This is a genomic window from Marinifilum caeruleilacunae (assembly GCF_013141825.1).
Lineage (GTDB): Bacteria > Bacteroidota > Bacteroidia > Bacteroidales > Marinifilaceae > Marinifilum > Marinifilum caeruleilacunae.
This window is the reverse complement of record NZ_RZNH01000025.1, coordinates 30,190-49,280: the sequence shown is the minus strand read 5'-3', so window position 1 is coordinate 49,280 and position 19,091 is coordinate 30,190. Positions and strand designations below refer to the sequence as shown.

At 39.6% G+C, this 19,091-nt stretch carries 14 protein-coding genes; 4 read left to right on the top strand and 10 right to left on the bottom strand.

Features of this window, described 5'->3' with window-relative positions:
* Positions 1-23 precede the first annotated feature (23 nt).
* The 3 genes from ELS83_RS14305 to ELS83_RS14295 all read left to right on the top strand — a co-directional run bounded on the left by ELS83_RS14305 (position 24) and on the right by ELS83_RS14295 (position 4,136).
* Entirely contained in the window at positions 24-1,820 is a 1,797-nt protein-coding gene (locus ELS83_RS14305; RefSeq protein ID WP_171596242.1) for an ABC transporter ATP-binding protein, read from the top strand.
* 81 nt (positions 1,821-1,901) lie between these two features.
* Positions 1,902-2,936 (top strand): helix-turn-helix domain-containing protein, encoded by a 1,035-nt coding sequence (locus ELS83_RS14300; RefSeq protein WP_171596241.1) that lies wholly within the window; start codon positions 1,902-1,904, stop codon positions 2,934-2,936.
* A 90-nt stretch (positions 2,937-3,026) separates the two neighbouring features.
* Entirely contained in the window at positions 3,027-4,136 is a 1,110-nt protein-coding gene (locus ELS83_RS14295) for a type 1 glutamine amidotransferase domain-containing protein (protein WP_171596240.1), read from the top strand.
* A 584-nt stretch (positions 4,137-4,720) separates the two neighbouring features.
* Here the strand turns inward: ELS83_RS14295 and ELS83_RS14290 are convergent.
* A complete protein-coding gene (locus ELS83_RS14290; RefSeq protein ID WP_171596239.1) occupies positions 4,721-6,022 on the bottom strand; it encodes a M18 family aminopeptidase in 1,302 nt (433 codons plus the stop codon).
* 150 nt (positions 6,023-6,172) lie between these two features.
* On the opposite strand from ELS83_RS14290, the gene ELS83_RS14285 reads away from it, so the two are divergent.
* Positions 6,173-7,471 carry an exonuclease domain-containing protein gene (locus tag ELS83_RS14285; protein ID WP_171596238.1) on the top strand — a complete coding sequence of 433 codons (1,299 nt, stop codon included), beginning with the start codon at positions 6,173-6,175 and terminating at the stop codon, positions 7,469-7,471.
* 65 nt (positions 7,472-7,536) lie between these two features.
* On the opposite strand, the gene ELS83_RS14280 is transcribed toward ELS83_RS14285, so the two are convergent.
* The 9 genes from ELS83_RS14280 to ELS83_RS14240 form a co-directional block, all read right to left on the bottom strand.
* Positions 7,537-9,342, bottom strand: a complete 1,806-nt coding sequence (locus ELS83_RS14280; RefSeq protein WP_171596237.1) for a prenyltransferase/squalene oxidase repeat-containing protein — start codon at positions 9,340-9,342, stop codon at positions 7,537-7,539.
* 16 nt (positions 9,343-9,358) lie between these two features.
* Complete coding sequence (locus ELS83_RS14275) at positions 9,359-10,324, bottom strand: prenyltransferase/squalene oxidase repeat-containing protein (RefSeq protein WP_171596236.1); 966 nt, start codon at positions 10,322-10,324, stop codon at positions 9,359-9,361.
* Positions 10,325-10,357: 33 nt separating this feature from the next.
* A complete protein-coding gene (locus tag ELS83_RS14270; RefSeq protein WP_171596235.1) occupies positions 10,358-11,962 on the bottom strand; it encodes a polyprenyl synthetase family protein in 1,605 nt (534 codons plus the stop codon).
* Between the two features lie 91 nt (positions 11,963-12,053).
* Entirely contained in the window at positions 12,054-13,247 is a 1,194-nt protein-coding gene (locus tag ELS83_RS14265; protein WP_171596234.1) for a radical SAM protein, read from the bottom strand.
* A 39-nt stretch (positions 13,248-13,286) separates the two neighbouring features.
* On the bottom strand, positions 13,287-14,156 hold the full coding sequence (locus ELS83_RS14260) for an ATP-binding protein (RefSeq protein WP_171596233.1): 870 nt from the start codon (positions 14,154-14,156) through the stop codon (positions 13,287-13,289).
* A gap of 212 nt (positions 14,157-14,368) precedes the next feature.
* The gene (locus ELS83_RS14255; RefSeq protein ID WP_171596232.1) at positions 14,369-15,589 is read right to left on the bottom strand and encodes an outer membrane protein assembly factor BamB family protein; all 1,221 of its coding nucleotides are present in this window, start codon (positions 15,587-15,589) and stop codon (positions 14,369-14,371) included.
* Positions 15,590-15,605: 16 nt separating this feature from the next.
* Positions 15,606-16,286: an ABC transporter ATP-binding protein gene (locus tag ELS83_RS14250; protein ID WP_171596231.1), complete on the bottom strand. Its 681-nt coding sequence runs from the start codon at positions 16,284-16,286 to the stop codon at positions 15,606-15,608.
* An 89-nt stretch (positions 16,287-16,375) separates the two neighbouring features.
* Positions 16,376-17,485 (bottom strand): outer membrane protein assembly factor BamB family protein, encoded by a 1,110-nt coding sequence (locus ELS83_RS14245; RefSeq protein WP_171596230.1) that lies wholly within the window; start codon positions 17,483-17,485, stop codon positions 16,376-16,378.
* A gap of 58 nt (positions 17,486-17,543) precedes the next feature.
* Positions 17,544-19,076, bottom strand: coding sequence for a 2Fe-2S iron-sulfur cluster-binding protein (locus ELS83_RS14240; protein ID WP_171596229.1), 1,533 nt, complete (start codon positions 19,074-19,076; stop codon positions 17,544-17,546).
* Positions 19,077-19,091: the final 15 nt, after the last annotated feature.

The following is a 19,091-nucleotide window of genomic DNA, read 5'->3' as shown; positions in this document are numbered from 1 at the left end:
AACCAAATAGCGAGAAAATAAGAATGGCTAGATCACATGGCAGCGATACCTCTAACGTTCCGAAAGGAAAGATTAACCGAAGCGGCATAAGTAGCGCTTTGCGTTTGTATAAATACATTAAACCATACCGTGGGCAATATTTTTTAGGCATGTTTTTCCTGTTGGGCTCAAGTTTGGCCAGCCTGGCTTTCCCAAAACTGCTTGGCGACCTTGTGAATACCGGCAATTCCACTACACTCGGACAAAGTCTAAATCAAACGGTGATATTAATAGCAATTGTATTGATTGTGCAGGCTACCTTCGCCTATTTTCGCATCATACTCTTCGTAAATGTTACTGAAAAATCTCTGGCTGCCTTGCGCCAGGCCAGTTACAGACATTTAATCAAGTTGCCATTACAGTTTTTCGAAAAAAGAAGAGTGGGCGAACTTAACAGTCGAATTTCTGCAGATGTTATTCAGTTGCAGGAAACAATGACCAGTACATTGGCTGATTTCATTCGCCAGATTATCGTAATTACAGGAGGAATTATCTTATTGGCAGTAATCTCGATTAAACTAACTGCCTTTATGCTGATTACCCTACCTCCAACCATGATAGCTGCAAGATTTTTTGGTCGTTTTATCCGAAAATTCTCTAAAGAAGTGCAAACCAAGGTTGCCGATTCGAATACCATTATAGAAGAAACCCTACAAGGCATACAGAGTGTAAAGGCATTTACCAATGAGTTTCTGGAGATTTCGCGTTACAAAAAGAAGACTTTGGAAATTGCCGATTTGGGCATGACACGCGGTAAATATCGTGGGGCATTTTCCTCTTTTATCATATTGGGATTATTTGGCGCTATTGCTGCAATGGTGTGGCAAGGTTCACGATTGTTACAAGCAGGCGAAATGGCTGCCGGAGACCTGTTTTCATTTGTGATTTACTCGGTTTTTGTTGGAGGAACCATTAGCGGATTGGCCAATGTGTATACCAATATCCAAAAGTTCATTGGTGCTACCGAAGATCTGTTCAAAATCTACGATGAAGTTCCCGAAGAAATTGAGGAACTGCAGAAATTAGATCCAAAATATAGAATGAATGGTGAAATCCATTTGAGGAACTTGAGCTTTGCTTATCCATCCCGACTGGAGCAGAAGGTTTTAAATGATATCAACCTGGAAATTAAAAGCAACCAGTTAGTTGCTTTGGTCGGACATAGTGGTGCTGGTAAAAGCACCTTGGCCTCCTTGCTCCTACTCTTGCATCGTCCACCAAAGAACAGTCTGTTTTTCGGTGAACTCGATAGTCATGATTATTCCCTTTCGGCCTTGCGAAGCCAGATATCTTTGGTACCTCAGGACATTTTCCTGTTTGGTGGAAGTATTAGGGAAAATATCGCTTACGGAAAACCAGATGCAAGCCAGGAAGATATTTACGAGGCTGCTCAAAAAGCAAATGCCTTAGAATTTATCGACCGTTTCCCGGAAAAATTCGATACCATTGTTGGAGAGCGCGGAACACAACTTTCGGGTGGTCAGCGACAAAGAATTGCCATTGCCAGGGCAATTTTAAACGATCCTAAAATTCTAATTCTTGATGAAGCAACTTCTTCACTCGATTCAGAATCGGAAAAACTCGTGCAGGAAGCATTGGAAAAACTGATGATTGGCCGAACCTCAATTGTAATTGCACACCGCTTATCAACCATTCGAAAAGCCGATGAAATTGTAGTTTTAGAGAATGGTAAAATTGTTGAACAAGGAACTCACGATCAGTTGATGACCATTTCCAGTGGTCAGTATAAAAAGTTGATTCAACTCCAATATTCTTCCTAAATCCTTACACACAAGTTTGTAGATATGTAAATATTCTCTAACTTCATTCTTTGATCTGATAACAAGTTCTATTTTTAAGTTATGTCGGCAAGTAGCATATTTTTAATTCTAATTAGTGGTTTGGGTGTTCTTCATGGTATTTTTTTGGCATCTTTTCTTCAGATTCACGAAAAATACAAAAACACCTCCAACAAATTTCTTGCTTTGCTGCTGCTGGTACTTTCGTTTCGGGTTGGAAAATCGGTATTTCTAAATTTTGCCGAAACACTTGAATTGTGGTTCATCTTTATTGGCCTTGCGGCGATCATGTTAATTGGTCCTCTTTTCTATTTCTATGCCAAATCCTTAAGTCAAGCCAAATTCAAGTTAAAACCCATTCATTATCTGCATTTTATTCCAACTCTGGGAGGCATTGCCTTTAGCATTTGGGTGAATACTCAATCCATTTTTTCCATTTCGAAGGTGATTTTGGGCCTTGCATTTCTATCCTATTACCTTCATTTTTTGACTTACCTAATTGTCTGTTTCCTATATATTCGAAAAGAACGCAAGAACAATTTAGATGATAATTCATATGCCTTGTTACAACTCTTATTCTATTCGCTTTTAGCCGTATGGATGGTATATGTTCTGAATTTATTCGATAGTATTATTCCTTACATTATTGGGCCTATTTTATATACAATTCTCGCTTATGCAATTAGTTTGATCGTAGTTCAGAAAGGTTACCTAAAAAAGGTGAAATACAAAACAACCAGTATTTCGAACGAACTGTCGGATGAAGTGTGGAGCAATGTAAAAAAATTAGTAGTGGATGAAAAATTGTTTAAAAATGGAGATTTGACCCTAAAATCTTTAAGCCAGCAATTAAATGTTACACCCCAGAGTCTGTCAATGATCATTAACCAGAAGAACAAAACCAATTTCAATAGCTTTATTAACCAATTTCGTATCGAAGAGGCAATACGGCTATTCAAAGATCAGAATTACAAAAATTTTACCATCGCTTCTATCTCATATGAAGCTGGTTTTAACAGTGTTTCGAGCTTTAATACTGCCTTTAAAAACTTCACAAAAAGTACACCTTTTGCCTATCGGAAAAGCCTTGCAGATTGACCATTTTCTTTTCCGAAATGATCATTTCCTAAAAATATTGCATTGGATTTTACTTGATTTGAGAAGTTTTCAAATCAAAATAGAATTACAATGTTTAGATTCAAAAAGTATCCAATTTTAAAATGGTCATTAATCGTCATCAGCTTTTTTATGATCTCCTTAATTGCTTTCGGATATTGGTTTATTGGTATGATTCCTGCCGGACCAGATCAGGAAATATTAAGTAGAACCCAAAGCAAGGATATTCCCTACCTGGCAAATAAAAGCCAAAGCAAAAATGGCAAAATATTAGTTGTGGTAACCAGCTGCAATAGCATGGGAAAATCTGGTAAGGAAACAGGTTATGAACTTACCGAAGTCTCGCGTGCATACTATGTTTTTGAGACCAACGGTTTCGAGGTTGATATTGCCAGCCCGAAAGGAGGAACACCGCCTATTGTAATCGACGAAGATGATATGGGCGTGTACGATTATGCTTTTCTAAACGACCAGGACGCACAAAAAAAGGTACAGCACAGCACCCCCATCGATGATGTGAACGAAGATTTATATGATGCCATTTATTTTGCAGGTGGAAAAGGCGCCATGTTCGACTTTCCGAAAAACCAAAAAATCAAGCAAATTCTTAGGAAATATCAGGAATCGAATAAGCTAATTGGAGCCGTTTGTCATGGTCCGGCCGCACTAATTGACGTGCGTATGGAAGATGGCTCATTCCTATTGGATCAAAAGAAAGTATGCTCATTCACGAACGAGGAAGAACTTTTTTTAATCTCAGATGCCAAAGAAATATTCCCTTTTCTTTTACAGGATAAACTGAGCGAGAATGGAGCTCAGTTCCAGAAGGGATATCAGTATCTCGACAATGTAATTGAGGATGGAAATATACTTACAGGCCAAAATCCCTGGTCGACCTGGACATTGGCCGAAGCCATGATTCGAAAGTTGAAGCATACACCGCTAAAAAGAGAAATGACTGAAGAGGAAATTACCATTAATGTTTTGGCAGCTTATGAACAGAATGGGTACAAAATGGCAAAAGAACTGGTAAATACTATTGTAAATGAGCAGAATAAGTCGCTAAGCCGAAACTTAATTGGCATACATAGTGTGATTGCTGCCATGAAATTTGAGTTTGGTAAATGTGTGGATTTAATCTGTTTGTTGAAGCATACCAATAAGCTTTTGGAAAGTAAATAAGATGATCTCCTAATGAATCAGATATGAATAATGGTAAGCAAAATATTATAGAGATTTGTAAAAATTATTTATTCTATGTGATAAAATTTTTAGTAGTCTTTAAGCCAGACAGGCTGTTCTTTTGTCATTGACACAAAAGAACCAAAAACTCTAGGCTAAAGCTCTTCGCTACCCATAACGGCTCAAAGCTTAAACAGAATAATATTCGTTCGTTCCTCACTCATGAAATTCTGTTCTTAACAGCTTCTTCACCTATGGGGCCCATCGTCGAGCTTCATGCCAAGGGAGCTGCAAATATTAATCTTTGCAATTAAAAAATTGCAGCTCCCTCAACATTAAGTCCGGAGACCGGGACCCACTTAGTGAAGGATTCGTTAAGAACAAAAAGTTGTTTGAGTGAAGCGAGTTCTTTTTGTTTAGAATTCGAACTTTAGTGGGTGGTTGAGGACTTTGTCGATGATTTTTTGTTTACTTTTTTATCCAAGAAAAAAGTAAAAGCCCATCCGGCTGGAGGATATATCATAAATTGAAAACAAAAAGGCAACACATAGTGCTGCCTTTTTAAAATATTATTGAATCGACTCTTACAATCCGAAGAAGTAAGAAAATACTTTGCGAACGTAAGCATTATCCTCAACTCCACCAGTTTCGCGAACCGAGTGCATTCCGAACATAGGATTTCCAATATCAACTGTACGGATATCAACCTGACCAGTTGAAACATTACCTAGCGTGCTACCTCCAACTAAGTCGGAACGATTTACAAATTTCTGGTAAGGAACATCTGCATTTTTACACAAGGTTTCGAATACGGTTCCTGAATCGCCATCGGTAGTGTACTTTTGGTTGGCATGGATCTTAATTACCGGACCTTTGTTAATGAACGGACGGTTTGTTGGATCGTGCTTTTCTCCGATATTTGGATGAACAGCGTGAGCCATATCAGCCGAAATCATGAACGAATTGTAGATGGCGCGATGTAAAGCTTCCATATCCTTACCCAATTTGAATACAATGCGCTGAAGAATGTGGCGCAATACCGGAGAACCTGCTCCCTGCTTGGTCACACTTCCCACTTCTTCGTTGTCGAAAATGGCCAACATCTGAGTTTTCTTAGAATTACCTGCCGACAATAAGGCTTGTAAACCTGCATGTGCCATCGCTAAATCATCTAATCTTGGCGAAGAGATAAACTCATCGTTCAATCCGAAAATGGCACCTTTCTCTACTTCGAATAAATTCACATCAAAATCGATAATTGATTCTGCGTCAATTTTCAATTCATTTGCAATGAGCTTAACCAGGCAATTGTCTTTTTCCATTTCTTCGGTAATCATCGAAAGCAATGGAAGCATATCTTTCTGCTTGTTCAGTTCAACTCCGTCGTTTACTGCACGGTTCAAGTGAATTGCAAGGTTAGGAATCACCATTAATGGACGATCGATCTTCACATACAAGTGCTCAGGGTGTAAAGGGTCATTCGATTTTACCGATACACGACCAGCAATAGAAAGTGGTCGATCCATCCAGGTATTCAAAATCGGACCACCGTACACTTCTGTATTTAATTTGATATAGTTTCCTTCTACTTCAATTTCAGGATTTGGCTTGATTTTAAAGCCCGGTGCATCAGAGTGAGCACAAATCATTTGGAATCCTTCTTCTTCAATCTCACCTGTTCCGATCTGGAAAGCAAAAATCGCAGATCCATTTTTGCTTGTAAAGTATTTTCCTCCTTTTTCAACTGCCCATTCTTCGCGAAGGTCCAGTTCCTGGAATCCAGCCTCATTCAGCTCTTTTCTGATATTATTTACAGCATGGTAAGTACTCGGACTACCATGAATAAAATCGATTAATTCTTGTGCTTGTTGTTTTGAATTACTCATTGTGTATGTTTTAATATTGTCTTCGAAATTTGAATTTCAAATCTACATTATTTTTTAAGTTTGGCAAGTACTTTAGGCAGGATATCAATTCATTTTTCATTCAATAGTTTTATATTTGTTCTAATCTGATTACCCTAAGTAAAACTAACTATGACAAACGATCCAATACTGGAACTGTATAATCATCAATTTGCAATTATTTCGTTAGAAACTACTGGTATCTCACCTCAACATGGCGATCACCTGGTGGAACTATCCATTCAAACTGTAAACTGGAATGGAGAACTTTTGGACAGCTATGAAACACTGGTACATCCTGGAAAAGATGTAGAGGGATTTCAAATTCATGGCATTACCGATGATATGGTAAAAAATGCACCACTTGCTTCTGAAATTGTACCCGATGTCCTCTCACGTTTGAATGGCAAAACTCTAGTGGCTCACGATCTTGATTTTGCAGTTCGATTTCTGGAACCAATACTCAACGGAAGCATGCCAAAACTGGAAGGCATTTGTACATTGAAACTTTTCAATTTGGTAGCACCACAATCGGGTTTGCGTAGGTTGGAGCAGCTTTGCACCTATTACGATATCGATTTTTCGGTACGACATAGCGCAAAGTCTGATTCAATGGCAACAGCTAAACTGTTTTCCATTTTAAAGAATTTGTATGCCCAGGAATTTGAACTGGAAAAGTTTGTGGAGAATTTTCTGCAAATCGTTGAAATTGAAGATTGTCCGAAAGAGCGCAACGTTTTTATGAAGCGCAAAGAGGCAAAAAACATTGCCAACATACAAAAAACCAAACTGTACGATTTACTAAACAGGTTAACTTCCAGTGCGGGAGATTCTGTTCCGGTTCGTCAGTATCTGAATGTTTTGGATCGTGCACTTGCAGATCGTATTTTGGAAGAAAAAGAGATTATTTCACTGGTTGATTTGGCTACCGATTACAAGCTTTCAAAAGAGCAGGTTATGGAAATTCATGAGGAATATCTGCGCAAGCTGATTCGCATTTACCTTTTAGATGAAATTCTGACCAATGCCGAAATGGATGATCTTCATTTGGTTTCCGATTTGCTTTGCATTCTACCAAAAGAGCTGGATTTATTGATCAAATACGAGCGTACCAAAATTCCAATTACCACGCCAGGTGTTCAGAAACAATTGAAATCGCTGGCAGGTAAAAGTGTATGTTTCTCTGGTCACTTGAATTGTAAGATTAATGGCCAACGAATCGATCGTGATTTGGCACAGCAATTGGTGAAGGAACGTGGTTTAATCGTAAAGCGAGTGGTCTCGAAAAATGTAGATTACCTGATTACAGCTCATGCAGAACAATTCTCCGGGAAAGGACGCAAGAACCGCAAAGCCATGGAATATCATGTAAATGTAATGGATGAAAAGGTATTTTGGGAAATGATTGGCGTAGTTGTTGATAATGAATAATGAATAATATGGCGCGATATTCGCGCCTTTTTTGTGCCCTAATTGCTTAGCTCCTGCTCAACAATCTATGCTTCGTTCGTAATTGATAATTCGTAATTCTTAATTAACTTCTCCACTTCATTCATTGCAGAAGAAGCAAAAACCAATGGATACATGTCTTCAAAATACCAAAGCGAAGCAAAGTACAAACCAATTGGTGTTGCATTAATATCATTCAAATCTTTCGGAAGATGCAATTCCAGCCATTTTATTCCACTTTCGATATGGGTCTCGATTTGGTGAGACGCTAAAGCTCTAATTGCCAGCGAACTTTCTTCTATACTAGAGATAATATTGGCACTTCCTCCCCATCCACCATCCTCATTCTGAGAGGTCTGGAGAAAGGCTAAAGCTTTATTTTTCACTTCATCAAAATCGTGTAAACCCACTGCATGTAAATCACTTAAAGAATAAAGTACAATTGAAGTTCCATACACCGGATTCTGATGCTGCATATCATCCTCGTTTCCAAACCATAATGGCAACCACGAACCATCCTCCTGTTGCGATTTTCTCAAATATTTCCAGGCTGAACGAATGCTTTTTTCCATTTTATTTTGAAGCAGGCTATCCATCTGATCTTTCCACAATGCAAAAGCTTTTAATGTATGGGCAGTAATATCAGGACAAGAACAATCGAAAGGCAATTTTCCCCAGCCTCGACAGAAGGTTGGCAAACCTCCATCGTAATTCTGTAGATCCATTAACCATTGTATTCCTTGCGCGATGGAATCGAGAGGTACATTTTCAAATTTACTGAGCTTGTGCAAAGCGATTAATGCACCAGAGGTATCATCGGCATCGGGAACACCTCCTTGCAAGTGAGTCCATGCCCAACCACCAGGTTTCGCCTTGGTAAATGGGTGTATATTTTTTAACTGTTGATTCAAATAGTGAGATACAAGCATCTCTCTATCTGACAGTTCCGAAATTCTATCATTATCGAGAGCATTCACAGCCAGGGAGCTTACCCAGGTTGCCAAATGCGTATCAATTGGCCATGATCCATCTTCCCGAATGGATTGCTCTAAGAAATCAGCAGCTTTCTTACAAACTTCCGATTTTCTTTCTCCTGCTCCTATCAAACTCATCAGAACAAATCCGGTTAAGGGTGTTGCTTCTAAAAAACCACCATTATCAGGTTGCTTTTCGGCCAATATTTTCAAAACCTTAGGTTTTACCCATTTGTTTAGCTTTCTCACCAGTTTATTCTGCCTGCTATTGCGCGATTTTACCAAACCAATGGCTATTAAAGCCGGAATGGCATAACTCACCACCGAAAGCTTGAGAAATTTAAAAAGCTGGTCGGGAAAAACAGCCATTTGGAAAGGAAGTTGTGGTACAAGTTTCCAGCCTTTGTCGCCCAATCGACCAGCCAAAGCACACATCGATAATATGGGAACAGAAAAGGTTTGGTCGCTCTGATAGTGATTCAAGACAGCAGAGCTGATCGATTCCGGGTCTAGTTTTTTCAATCTATCCTTAAGCCAATCCTCAGCATTTTGAATGGTTTCGGCGAATTCAGCCCGATCTTTTGCAATGGAAAAACATGCCCAGGTGAGCAAAGTTGTACTCAAATTACTTTTGCTGCGGATTGTATCTCCCCAGGCGCCATCCAAATTTACATTCTCTGCCAGCCAATATAATCCTTTATTGATCTGGTAGTCGTATTTCTTCTTGTCATATTTCCAAAGGGCAAAAACTGCAACAGCTGTCGAAAGGGCGCTGCTGGAAAGTTGTCCATCCCAATACCCATTTTCATTCCTTACGGAGATAATCTGATTGTCCAGCTTTTGCTTAAGAGACTGTATTCGACTGTAAATCTGATCCATATATAAATTTCACGTTCTACGATAAAACACCGATACCCAAAAGAGCATAGTAGGTATATTCCACATCACAGGTCATATCTGCTATGCTTCCAAAGAAGCCTCCAGACTCATCCCAGTGAAGGTTGATGAAATTTAAGGAATTTTCGGCAAAGGATTCCATTTTTTCTCCAGACAATTTTAAAGCCAGCAAAGCCGTGGCCGTGGAAAGCAAGTCGGTAATTGGAACATTGGCGCTTGCTTTAAACCCACCTCTCCGGGTATACATATCTTTCAAATACAGTTTCGACTGTTCTTGTTCTGCATCCATAATCAAAGCTGCAGCAGTGGCAGATGTTACACCGTCGCTACTGTTTAATTCGTTGGCAAATGAGCCATTGGGCAAGTTCAATTTCTGATTGGCGCGACAGATTTCCTCTAATCTTTTTTCATCATATCCTAAATCGTCGAAAAGTGTCCAGATTAAAAAGTTGGCATAGACAGTCGATTGCTTTTCGTGGCGTCGATTGTGATTGTATCCTTGATCTTCAGATTGATATAAATCCAACACCTGAAACAAGCCATGATATTCCTTTTTAATGCTCTTTGAAATTCTTTTAATCAATAAATTCCCTATAAAACCCTCTGTTAATTCTGCCTTAAGGTTGAAACCTGATTTTTGCTGCAAATCGATCAAATTCAATAGAAATTTAGCACGTATCAAACAGACTGTATGAATAAAATCCAATTTCGATTTGTCAATTGAATTCAGATAGCTTTCTTCTTGCCTGACATTTAGCTTTACCCCGAAAATCAGGCTTAACGTGTAGCCAAAAACCGAATAGTAAAGATCAGGTTTCGCTGCACGGTCTTTAAAACCTCCACCTTCATATTTCTGCGAAGAAATAAATGAGCTGATGTGATTTTGAGCCTCGAGGCTAAGGATATCTTTGCTTTTTAAGAGCGCTTGAAAAATGGATGTATTGCAGCTTCGTTTTTTATTCAAGGTGTTCTAATTTGTCGATATTAATCAATGATTTTAGTTTTCGGGAACGATGCGATTCAACAGGCGCGTTAACAAGATCTTTAAATTTGAACTTGACAGTTTACTAAGGCTTCGCATTGCCTGGTGCTTGTATTCGCTTAGCATTTCTTCAGCCTCTTTCATGGCCAGATTTGTCTCCTCCCAATGCAATATTTCCGAATGTACCGAAGCATCGCCTTCCTGGTTTCTTTTCGACCATTCCTGCATTTTCTGAGGATATTTTTCATTCAATATACTTGATACCAGCGATGGTTGAACGGTATTAAAGCCACTGGCAATTTCCTTTTGCTTAAAATCATCCAGGTCATCATTAATTTGATAGGCTATTCCCAAAGCCCTGCTGTATTCTGCAATCACATTCTGTACACTTCCATTGGCATTTGCCTGTATGGCACCAAATTGCAAAGCTACTTCGAAAGCAGGTGAAGTTTTATTGCTAAAAATTCGGATGATTTCTTCTTTGCTTAGAAATTTGCCATTCGATCGCCACAACAACTCCTCACCTTGCCCCAGGGCCAAATCGCGATGCGCCTTAGAAGCTACCTTCATTAAATTTCGTATGTGCTTGGCTCCCGATTCCGCAATCATCTGGTATCCATAACCTACCATCAAATCACCAACATTTAAAGCCACCGGCATATTGTATTCCTTGTGTAAGGTTGGTTTACCATATCTTTCATCATCCTCATCAACAATATCGTCGTGCACCAGCGAAGCCTTATGAAAGCATTCTATGGAAACTGCCAATTTCTGTATGGTCTCGTCATACTCGCCCGATTTACCGGTAAGAGCATCATAAACAGCAGTCATAATCAATGGTCTCCAGCGTTTTCCATCTTTTTCGATCCAGTCAATGGCAATATCAACCGTTTCGTCGCGATAGGAGAAAAACTCCTCCAGATTCTTTTTGCTAAACCAAGATTTTACCGATTTCTTTAACAGATCCAAATCAATCCAGCCATTCCAATTGCTCTGATTTCTTACCGCAAGAATTTCGTTCAACCAAATCTCATCTACCTTGGAATCTTTACAGTCGTTATTGTACAAAGGAATTGCTATGGATGGCACAGCCTCTTTTACTGCCAGCGGAAAAGATCTTTCGAAAGAATGCAAACAACCAACGCCAATTACACACTCTACCTGACCAGAGGAGAGCAAAACACTGGCCGAAGTTGTTCCTTCGCTTACAATGGTATGGTAACCCAGGTCATCAGCCTTTGAAATGATATCAGCCAAATCGCACCTGCCACATTGTTCGCAAAGCAGGCCCAATTCGTCGAATTCCGCCGGACAATCGGCATGACTAAAGCATTTAGGCAGTAACAATATTCTTCGATTAAAAGGAATACCAGCCACGATATTCTGCCATGCAAAATTGTTAATCATTACAGCCAAAAGTTTCTGATAAAGAAACAATTCCGGATGCAGCTTGATCAACTCTCCCGAATGGAAAATCACCTCCTCTTCCTGTAAGGGCGGAACAATTTCCGTTTCAGCAGCATAATCGCGAATCAAATCCCTGATTTGCTTTAATTTTTCAGGAGTTTGCGGCAGTGCATTTCCTAAATTGGTATTGATTTGATCTTTCCTTAAAATCATTTTATAGATTCCAGATTTAAGATGAGAGAATAAACGAATATAATTACATCCCTTTTAATTGGTTGTTATTGATTTGTTAATTGCCGATTGATTATCCATAGGCACCAAAGCCAAAGAAGGAGTACTTTTTGGCAAATCGATACACCCATGATTTTTCGGGAATTTCCTTTCCCGGTAAATGATGGCCTGCACAAGGCTTCATTTTCTGTAATTCTTGAAATGCTGTGCTTCTTTTCGATGAATCATATGCATCCACCTCCTGGAGCATACGATGTAAATGTTCAGGATCGTCAAGTAAAATACAGCCTTGTGTTTTTTCTTTAATTCCTGATCTTAATCCTGATATGTATTTAGAATTTTCAATGACTGATTCCAGGTTTGAACCATCGCCAACATTCTCTCCCGCAAATTGTATTGGCGGACAAAATTCTATATCACCGTAAGGGTTGATATGGTGCGATAAGCCAATTGCCCCCGGACAAAGTGCATTTCCTTTTTCATCCCAATAGGTATCGATAATCATTAATGGCGCTTTCACACGAATATCGACCATGAACTGGCGCAGTTCCAAAATCTCCTCTTCGGACAAGGCCAAATCGGTTGTTGGACGCTCGCCAACAGGACGATAAATATAGTACCACAGGTAATGCACCCCTTTTTTAATGCAGGAATTCACAAACTCTTCGCTCACCAAATCTTTAAAATTCGATTTGCAAACACTTGTGGCAACACCGGTAAATAGTTTGTTTCGGGTTGCCGATTCTATGCCAGTCATTGTTCTGCCATAAACATTATTTGCACCACGACGAACATCGCTCACATCCTGCAAACCTTCCACACTAATTAAAGGAGAAACATTTCCCAGGGCTCTCATTCTTTGAGCAATCTCATCGCTCAATAAAGTTCCATTGGTGAACAACTGAAAATAGCAATCGGAATGTCGCTCGATAACATCCATTAACTGCGGATACATCAAAGGTTCGCCTCCTAATAATCCGAAGAAATAGGACCCTTTCTTCTTACTGGAATTGATAATATTCTCCAATGTTTCCACATCCATGCCCTTGGAAGTATTGTTGATGCTTACCCAACAGCCCTGGCAATTCAGATTACAGTTATCGGTCACCGAAATCATCATAAAGGCAGGATACAATTCACCTTTTTTCAGACGTTTCTTGTGTTTCGCCACTGCCTTCATTCCTTTAAAACCAAGATTGTATCCAAGTTTCCAAAGCAACTTTAAATCAACGCTACGAAATATTCTGGCTCCTAATGAAAATATCATTAACTATAGTTTTTAGATAATAGATTTGAACTGAGTGAACTAACAACAACAAGAGTTTGAATCTCCCTCTTTACAGTCGCAATCGCAATCGCAACTTGCTACTGCTGCTTCGTCTTTACAATTGCAATCGCAATCGCACTTTTCTTCCTTTTTTTCCTCTTTCTTTTCGCCTCCGCTACAACATGCTCTTCGCTCTTCTTCGGCCAGTTGTAACTGATCTTTCTTCAGTAAAGAAACCTGGAAGTTCTTTCTCCTTGCACTCAATACTGAATAAACATCATCATTCTGGATTTGTTCAAGAATATCTGTTTTTTCATTTTCAGATCCATCTCCTTCTCCTCCATCAATAGGACTTTCGGCATGTTTAGGGAAGATAATTGCATTTTGTGGACAAACCCTTGCACATGCAGGACACATATCCTTACAGTTGGCCGAAGCCGATACCACTACAGTACCATCATCCTCAACCGAATAAACACTAAACAGACAAAAATTCAGGCATTTTCTACAGCCATTACAACGTTCATAATCGATTACCGGATACCAGGGTTTCCAATCATCGGAATATTTAATCTGCAAAGGTTCACCACTACCCGACTCCAGGCTTGAAATCAATTCATCCCTCTCATCATCGATATGGTAATATTCCGTTGCAAGTTCTTCATTCCTACGTCCCGAATTGTCTACCAGGTGTTGCATGGCACGAGCCTGACAGCCAAAAACAACTGCATCTTTGGCTGTGTAAAGGCTTTCCAAATCATCAGGATTTTTAAGTATTGTGCCACACATATCTTCAATATAAGTGAAGCCAATATTCTTCTCCTCCAGAGTCTTCTTCAATTTCTGAACCGACTCTTTTTCGATTTTACCATCTTTCTCGCATCCACAAATAAATATCTGCTTACTCATATTATAAGTTTTTAGTAACAATCTTATTATTTTCCTCAAGCCGGAATACTCTGACTTTTTCCATGGATAAAAAAGTCAGTAAATTCCGATAGCTATCTCGGATTAGGGCATCTATTTAATAATTGTAAATGCTTCTTTGTTCCGAACTTAACACGAGCTTCAAACAAAACATTTTCAACTCTCGCTTGATATTATTAATTACTCATTGTTAATTATGAATTGCTTTTTATATCGTATGCCATAAGTGCATCGCCATGACGGATATACAATACCCCATTGGCAATTACTGGCTGAGCAAAATGCTCCTTAGTACCTTTGGTCACTTTAAATTTACTTACCAATTCCATTTTCTCAGGACTTACAGCAACAAGTCCAACTTGTCCTCTTTCATTGTAACAATACAACATCCCATCGGCAGCAATACTTGCGCCTCGTCCAAATTTTAAGGTGTCGCGTGTTTCACCTGTTTCGGCATCAACACTCTTCCATACTTTCTTGCGATGGCCCGAAGCAATAAGTTTTCCATTAAGCTTCACAACACCGCCCATAATGTTATCTAATTCTTCATTCTTCCACACTTCCGTGATTTTAGCACCTTCTTCTTCAACTTTCAGTTTTACAGTACCATTACCACATCCTGTTACGTAGTATAAAAATCCGTCTTCGTAAATGGGTGTGTTACCATTTACATCTCCTTTGGTAGTATCTTGCAGGTGAGTCCATAATGTTTTACCGGTTTTTGTTTCAATTCCCAATAAAGCATGTTCCGAGAAAGTTACTAAAATATTTCTACTTGGAAACTCTACCAACAATGGAGAACAATAAGCAGGGATTTCACCCAAACCTGCATTGGTCCATTGGGTTTCTCCTGTAAATCGATTCAAAGCAATTACATTGTTTTCTACACCACCTGGAGCTGCAAAAACCAAATCGCCATCAACCAAAAGAGATTGAGAATATCCAAAACGGGTATTTTTGCCTTCAAACTTCTCAAGCATATTCAAATGCCACTTTAATTTTCCTGTTTCGGCATGAATACATGCTACATCGCCTAAACCAGATGCTACATACACCAAACTATCCACTAGTGTTGGAGCAGAACGACTTCCAATAAAATTCTTCATCCAATCTTTTCCAAACTCTGTCTTCCACAATACTTTTCCTTGCAAATCCATTGCAAACAGGTAAGCAACACTATCAATTTCACCATTCAGGTAAATGGTATTATCGCTAATCACCGGAGAGCCATAACCATTACCAATTCCTTCAGCATCCCAAAGCAGCTTTGGTCCATCTTCGGGCCATTGTTTTAAAAGGTTGGTTTCGGCATAAGTTCCAGAGCGGTTTTCACCTCTCCACTCACTAATTTTCTTCTGATTTGATGTGCAGGAAAACAATGTTACTGCCAACAAGATTAAGATGTAGTTTTTCATAGTATGGGTTTTGATATTAGATTTCTGATAATTTTCCATTATCCAGTTTGTAAACTCTTTTCATTTTTTTTGCCAGCTCCATAGAGTGAGTTACCAGCACCAAGGTCACTTTCTGCTCTTCGTTAATCGACACCAGTAGGTCTCCCAGCATTTCAGCCGATAATTTGTCCAGGGAACCTGTAGGCTCATCGGCCAATAGTAAACCTGGTTGGTTAATTAAAGCCCTCACAACAGCGGCTCTTTGGCATTCACCACCCGACATCTGACCCGGATTTTGTGTCATCTGATCTTTCAATCCCACAAAATCAATCAGTTTTTCCGCTCTTTGCTCTGCTTCTTCTCTTAAGCTCTTTTCCTTTTCAGGGATAAGCGGAACCAATACGTTCTCAATTAAATTCAATTGCGGTAGTAAGTGATGCGATTGGAATACAAAACCCAGGTTTCGATTTCGAAACTGAGACAATTCCTCTTCCGATAATCCACTCACATCTTTATTTGCATGTAAAATACTTCCTTCACTCGCCTGATCCAGTGAACTGATCAGATTTAATAAAGTACTTTTCCCTGAACCCGAAGGTCCAACAATAGCAAGTGATTCACCTGATTTTATTTTCAAAGATAAGTTGTCGAGTACAAGTCTTTTTTCCTTACCCGGAATCTGGTAATATTTTGAAACCCCTTTTAATTCTATATCCATTGCTTCTTCTTTAGAATGCTTAAAATATCAATATTCGTTTTCAAAATCACTTTTTTTCGTTCTATGCCCCAATTCTCCTGTCAAATGCTCTATTTCTCTCCAAAGGCATAAACACTGCCGTCCATCGAGCTCACAACAATCAAGCCTTCCACCACAGCAGGCGTTCCAATTAAGGCTCTGCCAATTTCGTACGACCAAATTTTCTGGCCATTTTCTTTGTTCAGCAAATAAATTCGGCCATCACCCGAAGCCATTACCACTGCATTGGCAGCAATTATGGGCGATGCTTCTATTTTATTCCTGCTTTTAAATTGCCATTTGATTTTTCCCGATTTCTTATCGAAACAATACACCTGTCTGTTCTCAGCGCCAATAATGGCCACATCATTGGCAATGGCAGGCGATCCCAGGTAAGAAATGGCACCTTCCTTTTTCCAGTTTACCTGATTTTTCTGAAAATCAACGCAGTAAAACTCTCCATCGTGATTGCCAAAAAAGGCTAAGTTACCATCCAATGCTACCGATGAAGCGATGTAAGTCTGTATATCGAGCTTGTTTTTTGCTTTCCCAGTCATTACATCCACCTGGTGCAGAAAACCGTCGCACCCTCCAAAAACGGCAATTTCACCATTGCAGGAAGCTGCTCCATTAATGTAATTATCCGATTCGTAGGTCCACATTTTTTTCCCGGTTTTAGCATCGAGGCAATACAGCAGGAAATCATACGATCCGAAAATAATTCTCTTCTTCTTACTCTCTTTATCGAAGAACCAATTGGCTGAACCTGAAATTTGTCCATCCGTGGTAAACTTCCACTTCACAGTGCCCGAACTGGCATCCAGGCAATAGAACTCTCCATCCAGTGCCCCGATATAGATATTTCCATCCAGGTACATAGGAGAAGCTTCCAAAGAAGTCTTGGCATTAAATTTCCATTTCAATTCGCCTTTATTGTTCAAGGCGTATAAGTAACCATCGTTTGAACCCACATAAACCATCCCGTTTTTCACAATTGGCGAAGATTTTATGGCATCGCCTGTTTTAAACGACCACAAAAGCGATGGGTTCTTCGGCAATTCAGCCTGGCTTACACCACTCAACTCGGTATCTCCACGAAAAGAAAGCCAATTGTGTTTATTCTGTGCAATAGAGCCAAGACTCATCACTACACTTAATATGATTAAAATCAATTGTTTCATAACTACTTAAAGCTGACAATTTCTGAAAAGACTGCCAGGTCATTCTCATTGTTAATTACTAATTATTCATCGATAAAGCTCCTGTTGGGCAAGCTTCAGCACATTCTCTGCCCGCTAGCTTAAGCGCTTCATTCAATTCCTGATTAAAGGGTACTGCTACCTTAACGGTAAAACCACGGCCAATATTGGTCAATCCTGTTTTTTCACCATGCCTTTCGGCGATTTCAATGCACAATCCACATTTAATGCATTTTTCAGGTTCGTAAATTACCGAATCATGCTTCATGTATTTCACCACAGAATTTCTTTCTCCCAATGCAAACCTTCTGCGGTCGATCTTATATTCTTCTGCGCAATCTCTTAAACGACAATTGTCGAGTTTACGGCAATCGCAATGCATACAGCGCTTTGCTTCCGCAATAGCTTCTTCTTTGCTATATCCTTTCGGAGATTTTGCTTCCACACGATCTCCTTCTACCGATTCTTTCAAATATTCTGCCAACTCCTCTTTACGAAGGGTTCCAAATCTGGAGTTAAACAGGCGTTCTGTTGTCTTGGCTTCGCCCTTACTTAGGTATGAATCTACCGACCAGGCTGCCTCTTTTCCCATAGCTACAGCTTTTACAGCCATTTTTTGCACTCGAATAATGCTACCACAGGCAAACACTTTCGAATTGGAAGTGGCATAAGTTCCTGACTTAACCTGCAAGCCCGATTTTCCTTTCTCCAAATCAAACACTTCTCCTTCTGCACCATTGGCAAGAATCAATGCATCAAAATCCTTTTGTAAAGAGGCAGACTTTTCCAATGTAATTTCTTGCTTCACATTTAGCACAAGGCCCAATTTCTTCAGAATTTCAATTTCTCTTTTCAGGATATCTTCAGGCAATTCTCCCTTTTCTATGGCAGGCAAAAGGCTCCCTCCGGCTTGCTCTTCTTTTTCAAACACTTCACAGCTGTATCCATTCAGCAGCAAATGATAGGCAGCCGACAAACCCGCCGGACCTGAACCAATTACCGCTACTTTCTTCCCATTACTTTCTTTTTTCTCAGGAAGATACTCATTGCTTTCCTCGTCGGAGAAACGTTTCAGTAAGCAGATGGAAACTGCCTGATCCACATCTTTTCTACGACAAACTTTTTCGCAGGGCGCAGAGCATACATATCCCAAAATCCCTGGAAGGGCAATTTCCTCTTTTACAATTTGTAATGCCTTATCAAACTGATTATTGGCAATGAAGCGGTTCATTTTTGGAATGTCCATATAGGCCGGGCAAGCCACACGACAAGGAGCTTCGCAATCACCAACATGATCGCTCATTAAAAGCTCAATGGCCTCTTTCCTGGCTTCCTTTACTTCTGCATCATCGCTTGCCAAATCCATTCCATCTACCACTTTCGTAGCACAGGAAGGAATCATTTGCTGGTTGGCATTGTTTTTTACCATACAAACCATGCAGGTTGGATGATTGCTGCATCCATCCAGGTAGCACATACTTGGAATTTCGATGCCTGCAGAACGGGCTGCATTTAAAATACTTGTTCCTTCGGCAACTTCTAAGGTCTGCTTATCTATTGTAATTGTTGGCATTGGTATCTTATTTCT